We start from the raw sequence: 13346 nt of genomic DNA, 5'->3' as shown, positions 1-13346 counted from the left end.
ACCTGTCACCTCTATCCACTCTTCTTCAATGAACCTTCTTTTTTCTCTTGTTTCATAACAGTTCCTAATTCTTTTTTTGTAAATACACGTAATTTTAAAATAAAAAACATATATGTCAATCCGCCGATGGCTACACCTAACAACGCTTCAAGCGTCGCGCTCGCTCTATGTTCCGTATCAATTACTAATCCAGACATCTGCAACACACGCGTGAACATCATTAATACAAATCCCATACAGATACCACTAATTACTACACCTAACATATTTCGCTTATTGATAAGTGACCCTGATACAGCTCTCATAAGCAACAAACTATTTAGTCCAGAAATTATGATTAACGCACATAAAGTCGCTAAGGCTGCCCCTTTCACACCAAAATAAGGCATGAATATATAATTTAACGCTAACTTTAAGCAACCTCCAAATACAACAAATAATGCTGGCTTAAATGTTTGTCCCAACCCTTGTAAAATAGAAGCCGTCGTAATTGACAATGAACTAAATAAAATAGATAAAGATAAAATAGATAAAACATCTGATCCATCACTATTTTCAAACAACATAATATTCGTAGGTTGAATAATACAAGTTAGTCCAATAGCTGCTGCAAATCCAATAACAAATGTTATTTTCATTGCTAACTTTACCTTTTCTTGAATAAAGGAAAGATCTCCTCTTTCCTTCGCCGCTGTAATAATTGGAATAAGTGATAACGAGAAAGAAGTCGTCACAACAGTACCTAATTGCATTAGCGGAATACTTCTATCATAAACACCCTTTAATACTTTTGCACTTTCAGCCTGTTCTCCCGCACCAATAAGTAAAGTGTACAAGGACATTGAATCAGCCATCTGTATAAAAATAAGCACTAAATTACTAACACAAATCGCTAATCCCTGCCAAAAAAGGATTTTAATTATCTTCCTTTTACCCTTAATTCTCGCTACACGTTTAAAAAATATGGAACGAAAATCTCGACGCATATACAACATAAGTACAATAATCCCAATAAGTCCACCCGCAATTGAGCCTAACATAGCCCCTGCACCAACTGTATATAAATCAAATCCGTGAGCAATTAGGAATAGCGATAAAAATACAATAATAGAAACTCGAATTGTTTGTTCTATTACTTGCGAAACAGCCGTTGGCATCATATTATTGAACCCTTGAAAATACCCTCTTGCTACAGACAAAAACGGCATCAATAAGAACGAAAATGAAATAACACGTACCAACTTATCTAAGTGCATATCGCCCATAGCTATCGCGATTGTTTCGGCCCCAAAAAACAATGTAAAGAAACCTATAAAACCAATTCCTAATAAAAACCAAAAAGATACACAAATAATTTCTTCTGCTTCTCTCTGTTTTCCCCACTCTAGTCGTTCTGCAACCATTTTTGAAATGATAACAGGAAATCCATAAGTAGCTAAAATTAAACAAAATCCATAAAACGGGTAAATTTGTTGGTAAATATAAAAACCAATATCCCCTGCTATATTTTGATATGGAATACGGTAAAAAGCGCTTAATACTTTTGTAACAAAACTTGCAATCGTTAATATAATAGCCCCACGCCAAAAGGCTTGATACTTCTTCGCTTCCATACAAGAAAACTCCTTTTTCTATTCTCACCTCTCGTATTATATCATAAAGAAAAGTACAAACTCCCTTACCACCACGGGTAATACTAGGTCCCTACACGTTAAAAATATTCAATGAAAAAAGGTAGCAAAGCGCTACCTTCATTCAATATACATATATCTCCAAATAATTGATTTCTCAAAAAGAAAGATCATAATTAGGAAAGATTGCTACTTCTAAAATCAATATACCCTTACTGTTCCATTTGTTTCGCTAAGAAACTGGCAGCAGTATTAACCGCTTTATGCTCGATTTCGCTTATAATAGCTTCTTTTGAAAAAATAATGACGGCTCCAATTGGGTCTCCGTTTGCAACAATCGGTCCAACTGTATAAGAATGAACCTTTTCTGTTACACCATCGATAATGGAAATATCACTTTCGTCCGTCATAATAACAGACTTTCTTTCTTCCATCGTTTTTTCGATTAGATCGCCAACACTTTTATTTAAGTATTCTTTTTTCGATACGCCTGATACTGCGATGATAGAATCTCGGTCACAGACAAGCACATTATGTCCTAAGCTGTCATATAAAGCCTCAGCATATTCCTTTGCAAAATCACCTAGTTCACTAATTGGAGAATACTTCTTTAAAATTACTTCTCCATCGCGATCAACAAATATTTCTAGTGGGTCTCCTTCTCGAATACGTAAAGTTCTACGAATTTCCTTTGGGATTACTACCCTGCCTAAATCATCAATTCGACGTACGATTCCAGTTGCTTTCATTCTAATGCTGCCTCACTTTCTACTGATGATCAAAGTGGTGAATTTACCTGTTCATGTAAAAATCACCAACTGTTAGACATAGTATTTTACACATTAGTTCTTCTATGCACGTCGAATTGTATTTTTTTATCTTATTTTAGGCATTTATTACTTCTTTTTTCACATCTGGTAAGCCTTTTAATAAATTTTCAGCAATTGTTAACCACTTCGATGTCTCTAAGCCATTTGTTTTCATAACAATTTTCAATTGTGATCCTTCCATTCCTAGACCGATCATACGCCCAAAACTATTTCCGAGCATGAATAATTTTCCACCATCAATATTTTGACTTGCTTGTTCAGAAAACAGGAATGTTACTTCAAATTTATTCTGCTTAATTAACTCAATTTGTTCTTTCATTGCCAACACTTTAATATTTGCAATTTGTAATAAATAACCAACTTCTTGTGGGTAATCACCGAATCTATCGATCATTTCTTCCTGCAATTCTTCAATATCCTCAATTGCAGAAACACCTCTAAATTGTTTATACATCATAATTTTTTGCTTACTATCTGAAATATAAGCATCTGGTAAGTATGCATCTACCTCTAAGTCAATTTCAACATTAACTGTATTTTCAGCCCCATCTGTTCCTCTTCGCTGTTCAATTGCATCTTTTAACATTTGAGAATACAGATCAAATCCGACAGAATCAATAAACCCATGCTGTTCTGCTCCTAACAAATTACCTGCTCCACGAATAGATAAATCTCTCATCGCAATTTTGAAACCAGATCCAAGTTCTGTGAACTCTTTAATTGCTTGCAGACGCTTCTCTGCAACTTCTGACAGCACTTTGTCACGTTTATAGGCAAAGTATGCATATGCAACACGATTAGAACGTCCAACACGCCCACGAAGCTGGTACAACTGTGATAACCCCATACGATCTGCATCAAATACAATTAACGTATTTACGTTCGGAATATCTACACCCGTCTCAATAATTGTTGTACTTACAAGAACATCATGCTGTCCTTCTAAAAATGATAGCATAACAGACTCTAATTCACTTTCGTTCATTTTCCCATGTGCGTACGTTACGCGAGCATCTGGAACTAACATCGAAATTTCATCTGCTTTTCTTTCAATATCCTCTACACGGTTATATAGGAAGTAAATTTGACCGCCTCTTGCAAGCTCTCGCTCTATCGCCTCTCGCATTAATGCTGGATTATACTCTACTACATACGTTTGGACTGGGAAACGATTTTCTGGCGGTGTCTCAATAACAGATAAGTCGCGCACACCAAGCATAGACATATGAAGCGTCCGCGGAATCGGAGTTGCCGTTAATGTTAATACGTCAACATTCGCCTTCAATTGTTTAATTTTTTCTTTATGCGTCACACCAAATCTTTGTTCTTCATCAATAATAAGAAGCCCTAAATCTTTATAAGTGACATCTTTAGATAAAATACGATGTGTTCCGATTACAATATCTATTGTGCCATCCTTTAAGCCCTTAATCGTTTCATTTTGTTGCTTTCTCGTACGGAATCTACTTAATAATCCTATATTGATTGGATAATCTTGAAAACGCTCTCGAATTGTTTCATAGTGTTGCTGCGCAAGAATCGTTGTCGGTACTAAAATCGCAACTTGTTTTTCATCCATAATTGCTTTAAATGCCGCACGAATAGCCACTTCCGTCTTTCCATACCCTACATCACCACAAAGGAGCCTATCCATCGGGCGTCCGCGTTCCATATCTTTTTTAATCTCGTCAATAGAACGTAACTGATCCTCTGTCTCTTGATATGGGAAAGATGATTCGAACTCTTGTTGTTCTGCCGTATCTGGCGTATATGCATAGCCTTTTGAAGCTTCGCGCTCAGCATATAGTTTAATTAGGTCATCCGCAATGTCTTGTACAGATTTTTCAACTTTCGTTTTAACCTTTTTCCAATCATTTCCGCCTAATTTGTAAACTTTCGGATCCTTACCTTCAGACCCTACATATTTTTGGACTTGATCAATTTGTTCAATTGGAACGTATAACTTATCATTACCTTGATATTTAATATTTAAATAATCTTTATGAACACCATTAATCTCTAATGTCTCAATACCTAAAAATTTACCTATACCATGATTTACGTGAACTACATAATCTCCAACTTTTAATTCCGAATAACTTTTAATACGTTCAGCATTCGATAACTTTTGTTTACGTTGTGATTTTTTAACTTTCTTATGAAAAAGCTCCTTTTCAGTAATGACAACAAGCTTTTGCATCGGCATTTCAAACCCTGCATGTAAATCACCTACAGCAATTTGTAGCCTTCCAGGCAATAAGATATCTGTGCCTTCTACAATATCTGCCTCAATATCATAATCACTTAAAATATGTTGTAATTTCTTCACACGTTCATCATCTGTTCCAAGTACAACAGTCGTAAAATGCCCTTCATTCCATCTATCAATTTCTGTTTTTAACAAATTCATCTGTCCATGGAAATCTTGCATTGTTTTACATGTTACATTTACAATATTTTGCGGATGTGTGTGTGCGATATGACGCAAGAATAACGTTAAATATACAAAACTTCTTTTTTTATGATGAAGAAACCCCTCAAATGCGTGAGAGAAAGATAAATCTTGAATAATTGTTCCTTCACCAAGAAGTGATATATACCATTCCGCCTCTTCTGTTTCAAGATGTGATGCTGTTTCTTGAATACGGGAAATCTCATCTAAAATTACAACACCATCTTCTGGTAAATAATCTATCAGACTAGCAGGTTCTTTATAGAAAATAGATAAGTATTTAAACATCTGTTCTATACTTTGCCCGTTTTTCAACATCTCAATTTCATGACTTACCGTCTCAAGCACTGTAGTCTTTAGTTTATCATCAGAAAGTTTTTGCATCGTCTTAGTCAAACCTTCTTCAAGATGCTGAATTCCTGATTTTAATTCTTCCTGTGAAAATAAAAACTCTGTTGCCGGACCAAACCTAACGCTTTCTTTTTTACCTTGAGAACGCTGTTCATCCACATCAAATAATCGAATAGAATCGACTTCTGTATCAAAAAATTCAATACGAAATGGTAGTTCTTCAGTTAAAGGATAAATATCTAATATTCCCCCGCGTAAACTGAACTCCCCTGGAGCTTCTACCATCGACTTACGTTCATAGCCAATATGATGTAAAGTATGCAAGAGCGCATCTAAATCAATCTCTTGCCCTAGATTGATTTCAACTTGCTTTTGCTTCCACAATTCTTTTATTGGTAAAAATCTACGCAATCCTGCCACTGGCGCTACAATGATTCCATTCTCTCCCGCAGCCAAGCGATTTAACACTTCTATACGTTGCGCCTTCAATTCTGGACTTGCAACCCCAATTTCCGATGCTATCAGTTCATTCACTGGATATAGCCACACATCTTTTTCACCAAGTAACGCCACTAAATCTTCATGTACTTTTTGTGCTTGGTATAAGTTATGTGTAACGATTAATTGTGATTTTTTTGTTTTTTTATATAAAGCCGCCATTAATAATGAACGAGAAGACGTTGCCATCCCTGATATAAGTTGTTCTTTTAACCCATCTTCTAATCCATTAATAACCGATTGTATCTCTTCATTTTTATAAAATTGCTCTAATAAACCTATCATTTTTAAAACTCCTCTCAACATAAAGAGCAAGTCATTCTATTTTATGCAAATATTTTGGAAAAGGAAAACAGAAAAATGCTTTGGACATGCCAAAGCGACAACATTTTATTGCAGAAATTTTTCATACTCATAATACTCAGGATAAGATGCGAGCGTTTCTTGACACGATTCACAAATTGTTTTTATATATATATTTCCATTCTCATGAAAATGAATCATCTCTACTACTTCTTGCTCTGTTAGTTGAAATAAAACGTCGCTATATACTTTTTCTGCGTTAATGGAGCCTACATTACCTCCGCAGTGTCTGCAATAATAATACCCTTCCATACTAGCCTCCTAAAAATTCAATTACTACTAGTATGGGTAAAACAAAAGAGAAATATTCCCAATCTCATTTTTAACTATTGAAAGTATTCATGATTTGGAGAAAAGGCTTATTTAGCCACTCTTCACATGCATCCGCTGCTTTTTCAATAGAATGGTTAACATCCGGAATCTCTTCAGATGTAAAGCGTCCTAATACATAATCGACTACCTTCATTCCATTTTTCGGGCGATCGATTCCCATACGGATACGTTGAAATTCTTGTGTTCCTAGGTGCGAAATCGTTGACTTTACACCATTATGTCCACCAGCACTACCTTTCATGCGAAGACGCAATTTACCTACAGGAATGTCTAAATCGTCGTACATAACAACGAAGTCCTCAACATCAATTTTATAATAATCCATGAGTGGACGAATACTTTCCCCAGATAAATTCATATATGTTAACGGCTTTAATAAGATTACCTTTTCTCCATTAACAAACCCTGCACCAAATACACCTTTAAATTTTTGTTCATTCAAAGAAATGTTCCAACGCTTCGCAAGTTCATCAATGGCCATAAATCCAATATTATGCCTTGTTAATTCATATTCTCTACCTGGGTTCCCAAGTCCTACTATCAATTTCATTCTTGTACCACTACTTTCTTTTTTCGATACGAAAAGACGTAACCAAAATTGGTTACGTCTCATTCTATCCAATTAATTGAATAATACACTCACAGATTCTTCTTCGTATACACGAATGATTGCTTCTCCAATTAATGGAGCAACTGAAAGTTCATGTACTTTGTCGATTTTCTTCTCTTCTGGTAATACGATAGAGTTCGTTACAACTAACTCTTTGATATTTGAATTTTGAATACGCTCAATTGCTGGGCCAGATAATACTGGGTGTGTACAGCAAGCATATACTTCAGAAGCACCGTTCTCAACAAGAGCGTTTGCTGCTAATGTAATTGTACCAGCTGTATCAATGATGTCATCAATTAAAATCGCTGTTTTTCCTTCAATATTACCGATAATGTTCATTACCTCTGATACGTTCGGGCGAGGACGACGCTTATCAATAATAGCGATTGGCGCTTTTAGACGATCTGCCATTTTTCTTGCACGAGTTACACCACCATGATCAGGAGACACGATTACGATATCTTTAAGACCTTTTGTTTCAAAGTAATCAGAAAGAATCGGTACACCCATTAAGTGGTCGATTGGGATATCAAAGAACCCTTGAATTTGTGGAGCATGTAAATCTAGAGTGATTACACGAGTTGCACCTGCTGTTTCAAGCAAGTTTGCTACAAGTTTCGATGTAATTGGTTCACGAGAACGCGCTTTACGGTCTTGACGCGCATAACCATAATAAGGAATAACAATATTAATTGTTTTCGCAGATGCACGTTTTAATGCATCGATCATAATAAGTAATTCCATGATATGTTCGTTTACTGGGAAGCTTGTAGATTGAATAATGAATACATCGCAACCACGGATACTTTCTTCAATGTTAATTTGAACTTCTCCATCACTAAAACGATCAACAGAACATTTTCCTAGTCCTACTCCAATATGCTTTGCAATCTGCTCAGCAAGTTCCTTATTAGAGTTTAAAGAGAATACTTTCAAATTAGAATTTAGATATTGAGTCGACATCTAGATTAACCCTCCACATTATGATTTTTTCTTATTCAGCAATTGATCAACATAGTCTTCTTTGTTAACTTGACGTGCACGTGCTACCGATAATGCTTTTGATGGAACATTCTCTGTAATTGTAGAGCCTGCTGCCACATAAGCACCATCTTCAACTGTTACTGGAGCAACAAGGTTTGAATTACATCCAATAAATACCCCATTACCAATCACAGTTTTGAATTTATTCTTACCGTCATAGTTCACCGTAATTGAACCACAACCAAGATTCACGTCTTCTCCAACTTGTGCATCCCCGATATAACTCAAGTGTGAAGCTTTACTTCTATTACCAAAGACAGTTTTTTTGATTTCCACGAAGTTTCCAACGCGTACTTCGTCTCCAATAACTGAATCTGGGCGAATGTGTGCAAATGGACCAATCGATACTTCTGTACCAAGTTTACTATCATGTACAGTAGATTGACGAATTGTCGTACGATCTCCAATTTCACTATCACGAATTACTGTATGCGGTCCAATTTCACAATCAGAACCAATTACAGTGTTCCCCTCAATAATTGTTCCTGGATGAAGAACTGTATCACTACCGATAATTGCATCAGCAGAAATATAAGTGTTACTTGGATCAATAATTGTAACACCATTTACCATGTTCTTTCGGTTGATACGGTTTTTCATAATAATTTCCGCTTGCGATAGAGCGACTCTGTCGTTAACACCTAACGTTTCATCGAACTGCTCTGTTTGATAAGCTGATACGATATGACCTTCATTTTTTAAAATCTCAATAACATCTGGAAGGTAATATTCACCTTGTACGTTATCATTTGAAACTTTAGAAAGTGAAGCAAATAAAGCCTTATTATCAAAACAATACGTACCTGTATTGATTTCTTTAATAGCTAATTCTTTCTCATTTGCATCTTTATGCTCAACAATCTTTTCAACATGACCATTCTCATTACGAACAATACGGCCATATCCAGCAGGTTCTTCTATGTACGCTGTTAGCACCGTCGCCATTGCTCCTGCTTCTTTATGTTGCTGAAGTAATGCTTCCATCGTTTCAGCAGTTATTAGCGGCGTATCCCCACAAATAACTAAAGTTGTTCCTTCTTCATTTGCAAGTACACTTGCAGCTTGATCTACAGCATGTGCTGTACCAAGTTGTTCTGCTTGTAATGCAAACTCACTTACGTTTCCTAGCTGTTCTTGTACCATTTCAGCACCATGCCCAACAACCGTTACAAGTTTCTGCAATCCTAATTGAGATACTTGATCGACTACGTGTTGTACCATAGGTTTTCCACATACAGGATGCAGCACTTTGTATAGCTTAGACTTCATACGTGTGCCTTTACCTGCAGCTAGAATCACTGCAAATCTGTTTGACATATAGACCCTCCATCGCAACCTATTTATCCATTAAAGATATTATCCTAAATCATCATATATTTCAAGAAACACATTTTAACTATTAAATTTTACCATAATTCTTATAAGATGTTTTACTCTTTAGTATCTTTTTTAAGAAATAAGCTATACTATTTAAAATGATTTTGAAAAAATTAGTAGTTTCTTCTTTTTATGTTAATGAATTATGAAATTTTCAAATATAAAGCAAAAAAAAAAACAAACTCCTGTAAATGCTTACAGGAGTTTGCTACAAAATTATAAGGCTTTTCGTCAAAGCCCTTTTCATTCGAATTTTACGAAGCACCTGCTTCTTCAAACTCAACCTCTTCTAACTCGCCTAAACGATGATACTCTGTTAAAACCGCATCTTGAATTTTAGAGCGTGTACCAGAATTAATCGGATGTGCAATGTCACGGAACTCTCCATCTGGAGTACGTTTACTTGGCATTGCTACAAATAATCCATTATTACCATCAATTACACGAATATCATGAACAACAAATTCATGGTCCAAAGTAATAGAGGCAATTGCTCTCATGCGGCCTTCTGTGTTTACGCGGCGTAATCTTACGTCAGTCACTTCCATCTTGTGTTCACCACCCTTTTCTAAATAAGCGATATATTTGTATAAATTCCACAAATTTTCTATTTTCCCTTTAATTTTTTAAAAATTTTTAAGATAAAAATTTTTAATGTAGTTGAATATAGAGATTAGTGGAGGTTATCGCTTACAAAAGGTTACTTAACTAGGGCGATTACTTCAATTTCAACGGAAACATCTTTCGGTAATTTTGCTACTTGCACACAAGATCGAGCTGGTTTATGAGTAGAGAAATAAGAGCTATATACTTCATTCACAGCATTAAAATCATCCATGTCCTTTAAAAATACTGTTGTTTTTACGACTGTATCAAATGAAGCACCCGCTTCCTCTAATACCGCTTGTAAATTTTGAAATACTTGTTCTGTTTGTACTGTTACATCTCCTGTTACAAGCTCCCCATTTTCCGTTAATGGAATTTGTCCTGAGCTATAAAACATATTATTTACAATAATCCCTTGTGAGTAAGGTCCAATCGCTTGTGGTGCCTTGCTTGTTTGAACAACTTTCATACTTTTCACCCTTTTATTATTTATTTTACTCTTTAAAAATAGTGTACGAAAGGCAGTTTGTCCATCTATTTTATAATCTATAAATAAAATAAAAAAAGATAGAGCTATCTGCTCTACCTTTTATTCAGCCTCTACAAGCCCTTCATCAAATGGTGCAAGAGAATAATTCCCTTTTTCCACTTGAATCGTTTTTTCTTTCACATCAACTTCCGATAGACGAATTAATGATACAAAATTATTAATTAGTCGTTCTTCAATATCTGTGGATTCTACTAATACACCAATACCAACAACATTAGCCTTGAACTCTTCTAACATACTCATCATACCTTGAATCGTTCCGCCAGCTTTCATGAAGTCATCAATAATTAAAACATTCGATCCTTCTGGAAGGCTGCGTTTTGCTAACGTCATTGTTTGAATTCGTTTAGAAGAACCCGACACATAGTTAATACTAACAGTCGGACCTTCTGTTACCTTATTATCTTTCCTTGCAATTACAACTGGTACATCTAAGTAATTTGCCACTGCATAAGCAAGTGGAATCCCTTTCGTTGCCACTGTCATAACCGCATCAATTGATTGCCTAGCAAAAACAGAAGCAAACAAACGACCTGCGCCATTAATATGGCGAGGATTACTCAATAAATCTGTCATGTATAAGTAACCGCCAGGCAAAATACGATCTGGATTTTCAAATAAGCCACAAAGCTCATCAATAATTAGATCTGCCTCTTCTTCACTTATATACGGTATATATTTCACTCCTCCTGCTGCTCCTGGTATCGTTTGCAATGTGCCGACCCCTTGTTGTTCAAACGTTTGCTTAATAATAACTAAATCCTCACTAATGGAAGACTTAGCCGATTGATACCTTTCAGCAAAAAAAGTGAGAGATACTAGCTGACGAGGGTTTTGTAGCAAGTAATAAGTCATATCGACTAATCTTGTACTTCTTCTAATTTTCATACTCTCACCTCAAATCACGAATATTCTAAACAAATCATAACGTATTATACGTCTTTATTCAAGCGTTTCTCGCTCTCCTAATAAACGTACCGCATAGACCTGTTCACAAAATCCTTTTAATCCGTTATAAATGCGATGCATTCGAGAATCATGGTGTACAAGTCCAAATACAGTTGGACCACTTCCACTCATCAATACAGCATCCGCTCCGAATCGCTTCATCTGTGATTTAATACGTGCAACTTCAGGATGCATTCCAAATGTTACATCTTCTAAAACGTTACCAACAGTATCACAAATCCCTTTATAATCTCCAGAATTTATGACATCAACCATTTTATCTACATTTGGATGTGTAACTCGATTTAACTTTAAATTTCCATACACATCAGCAGTAGATACACCTATATGTGGTTTCGCTAAAATAACCCAACAAGAAGGCGGAGTCTTTATATGCTCAATTTTCTCTCCTCTTCCAGTGGCAATTGCTGTGCCGCCATATACACAGAAAGATACATCTGATCCAATTTCTGCGCCAAGCTCTGCTAACTCATCAATTGTAAGCCCTAAATTCCATAATTTATTAAGACCACGTAATGTCGCTGCTGCATCACTACTTCCACCTGCTAATCCAGCTGCTACTGGAATCGTTTTTTCAATAGTAATAGATACACCTTTTTTTACATTAAACTTCTCTTTTAATAATTTCGCTGCCTGATAAGCTAAATTTCGTTGGTCGTCTGGGACATACCGATTATGGGATAAAATTTCAATACGGTCTTCTGCTAATTCCGTTAGTTCTAGACGATCTGCTAAATCAATGGTTGTCATAATCATTTTCACTTCATGATATCCGTCTTGTCTTTTTCCCAGTACATCTAACGACAGATTAATCTTTGCTGGTGCTTTCACTAGTAGCTTCAATCTATTCACCCACTCTATGTACTCAATCTTTTATCGTTTATTTTACCATAAATTTATAGTAAGACGATGACACTTCCCTAATTATAACGAAAAGCATTCAGAATGAAACTACTTATGTAAAATGATGGCACCTTTTAGAGTACAAAAAGCCGAGGAATGTCTCCTCGGCTACCGTAGCATAGAAAGTATCTTACAACTACTGGTTTCGTTTCATTAATTGCTGTTCTGCAATTTCTATAGCACGTTTCACCATGTTACCAGCATCTTTCGCACGAATTCCGCCCCATCCTTCTTTCTGAACAACATCATAAAAGCCAAGCTCTTTTGCTAGCTCTTCTTTAAATTGGTTTGACATGACACCTCTTCGTCTACTCAATGCAGAGTCCCTCCTTATTTTGCTACGGTATAGTTAGTATGCAAAATAATATAGCTTTTCATTTATGGGAATATATGTAATGATATATGGATTATAAAATGACCTCATCATGAGGGTCTCCATAAAATGTTAACTCTACTGTCTCTGTTAAAACATCTGCATAACTATAAGATACACGTTGCAACGCATCTTCTTGTTGATCCAATTGTACAACAAAAACAGAACGGTATGTTTCTGCTAGTACACCTGATTGCTCCACAGTTTTTCTTCTTCCACTATTTGCTTTTAACATAAGTCGCTGTCCAAGATGGTGATCTAATTCGCTTTTAATTTCATCTAAACGTTTTGACATATACTTCGCTACACCTCGCTGTAATTTAGATTGAACACTTAAAACACGATATATCTATCCTAATTATTAACCTCGATTCACAGCTAATATCATCTTGCGTTTGAATAGATAGAAGAAATACTATATTGTAAAAGTATCATTACTTAGTCTGTACGTTC

General features: G+C 35.7%; 13 protein-coding genes. All 13 read right to left on the bottom strand.

All coding sequences use genetic code 11. From position 1 onward, the window contains the following. Window positions 1–11: 11 nt before the first annotated feature. Entirely contained in the window at window positions 12–1613 is a 1602-nt protein-coding gene (locus ATL10_RS25675; protein WP_090978608.1) for a putative polysaccharide biosynthesis protein, read from the bottom strand. Window positions 1614–1843: 230 nt separating this feature from the next. Continuing rightward, entirely contained in the window at window positions 1844–2380 is a 537-nt protein-coding gene (spoVT, locus tag ATL10_RS25670; RefSeq protein WP_000648306.1) for a stage V sporulation protein T, read from the bottom strand. 136 nt (window positions 2381–2516) lie between these two features. Next, window positions 2517–6047, bottom strand: coding sequence for a transcription-repair coupling factor (gene mfd / locus ATL10_RS25665; RefSeq protein WP_000579684.1), 3531 nt, complete (start codon window positions 6045–6047; stop codon window positions 2517–2519). Window positions 6048–6152: 105 nt separating this feature from the next. Beyond that, the gene (locus ATL10_RS25660; protein WP_000399438.1) at window positions 6153–6377 is read right to left on the bottom strand and encodes an anti-sigma-F factor Fin family protein; all 225 of its coding nucleotides are present in this window, start codon (window positions 6375–6377) and stop codon (window positions 6153–6155) included. 70 nt (window positions 6378–6447) lie between these two features. Next, window positions 6448–7008, bottom strand: a complete 561-nt coding sequence (gene pth / locus ATL10_RS25655) for an aminoacyl-tRNA hydrolase (protein WP_000767702.1) — start codon at window positions 7006–7008, stop codon at window positions 6448–6450. Window positions 7009–7080: 72 nt separating this feature from the next. Further along, window positions 7081–8034: a ribose-phosphate diphosphokinase gene (locus ATL10_RS25650; RefSeq protein ID WP_000107420.1), complete on the bottom strand. Its 954-nt coding sequence runs from the start codon at window positions 8032–8034 to the stop codon at window positions 7081–7083. A gap of 18 nt (window positions 8035–8052) precedes the next feature. Continuing rightward, entirely contained in the window at window positions 8053–9432 is a 1380-nt protein-coding gene (gene glmU / locus ATL10_RS25645; RefSeq protein WP_053563253.1) for a bifunctional UDP-N-acetylglucosamine diphosphorylase/glucosamine-1-phosphate N-acetyltransferase GlmU, read from the bottom strand. Window positions 9433–9746: 314 nt separating this feature from the next. Then, window positions 9747–10040, bottom strand: coding sequence for a septation regulator SpoVG (spoVG, locus tag ATL10_RS25640; RefSeq protein WP_000454041.1), 294 nt, complete (start codon window positions 10038–10040; stop codon window positions 9747–9749). Window positions 10041–10192: 152 nt separating this feature from the next. Next, the gene (locus ATL10_RS25635; RefSeq protein WP_000869823.1) at window positions 10193–10567 is read right to left on the bottom strand and encodes a RidA family protein; all 375 of its coding nucleotides are present in this window, start codon (window positions 10565–10567) and stop codon (window positions 10193–10195) included. A 120-nt stretch (window positions 10568–10687) separates the two neighbouring features. Next, on the bottom strand, window positions 10688–11536 hold the full coding sequence (gene purR, locus ATL10_RS25630; RefSeq protein WP_000702467.1) for a pur operon repressor: 849 nt from the start codon (window positions 11534–11536) through the stop codon (window positions 10688–10690). A 54-nt stretch (window positions 11537–11590) separates the two neighbouring features. Beyond that, on the bottom strand, window positions 11591–12460 hold the full coding sequence (gene ispE / locus ATL10_RS25625) for a 4-(cytidine 5'-diphospho)-2-C-methyl-D-erythritol kinase (protein WP_000772104.1): 870 nt from the start codon (window positions 12458–12460) through the stop codon (window positions 11591–11593). A gap of 196 nt (window positions 12461–12656) precedes the next feature. Beyond that, window positions 12657–12836 (bottom strand): acid-soluble spore protein SspF, encoded by a 180-nt coding sequence (gene sspF, locus ATL10_RS25620; RefSeq protein WP_002094215.1) that lies wholly within the window; start codon window positions 12834–12836, stop codon window positions 12657–12659. Window positions 12837–12927: 91 nt separating this feature from the next. Further along, the gene (veg, locus tag ATL10_RS25615) at window positions 12928–13188 is read right to left on the bottom strand and encodes a biofilm formation stimulator Veg (RefSeq protein ID WP_000044346.1); all 261 of its coding nucleotides are present in this window, start codon (window positions 13186–13188) and stop codon (window positions 12928–12930) included. Between the last annotated feature and the right edge of the window lie 158 nt (window positions 13189–13346).

Origin of the sequence: Bacillus sp. 196mf (genome assembly GCF_003217275.1) — a bacterium.
Lineage (GTDB): Bacteria > Bacillota > Bacilli > Bacillales > Bacillaceae_G > Bacillus_A > Bacillus_A thuringiensis_S.
The sequence above is the reverse complement of the archived record's forward strand: the minus strand, read 5'-3'. Positions and strand labels throughout refer to the sequence as shown.

Excerpts from the sequence above, each read along its gene's own strand:
- spoVT (WP_000648306.1), bottom strand. The coding sequence starts at position 2,380 with ATGAAAGCAACTGGAATCGTACGTCGAATTGATGATTTAGGCAGGGTA.
- veg (WP_000044346.1), bottom strand. The coding sequence starts at position 13,188 with ATGTCAAAACGTTTAGATGAAATTAAAAGCGAATTAGATCACCATCTT.
- purR (WP_000702467.1), bottom strand. The coding sequence starts at position 11,536 with ATGAAAATTAGAAGAAGTACAAGATTAGTCGATATGACTTATTACTTG.
- ATL10_RS25675 (WP_090978608.1), bottom strand. The coding sequence starts at position 1,613 with ATGGAAGCGAAGAAGTATCAAGCCTTTTGGCGTGGGGCTATTATATTA.
- spoVG (WP_000454041.1), bottom strand. The coding sequence starts at position 10,040 with ATGGAAGTGACTGACGTAAGATTACGCCGCGTAAACACAGAAGGCCGC.
- ATL10_RS25660 (WP_000399438.1), bottom strand. The coding sequence starts at position 6,377 with ATGGAAGGGTATTATTATTGCAGACACTGCGGAGGTAATGTAGGCTCC.
- pth (WP_000767702.1), bottom strand. The coding sequence starts at position 7,008 with ATGAAATTGATAGTAGGACTTGGGAACCCAGGTAGAGAATATGAATTA.
- glmU (WP_053563253.1), bottom strand. The coding sequence starts at position 9,432 with ATGTCAAACAGATTTGCAGTGATTCTAGCTGCAGGTAAAGGCACACGT.
- ATL10_RS25635 (WP_000869823.1), bottom strand. The coding sequence starts at position 10,567 with ATGAAAGTTGTTCAAACAAGCAAGGCACCACAAGCGATTGGACCTTAC.
- ATL10_RS25650 (WP_000107420.1), bottom strand. The coding sequence starts at position 8,034 with ATGTCGACTCAATATCTAAATTCTAATTTGAAAGTATTCTCTTTAAAC.
- mfd (WP_000579684.1), bottom strand. The coding sequence starts at position 6,047 with ATGATAGGTTTATTAGAGCAATTTTATAAAAATGAAGAGATACAATCG.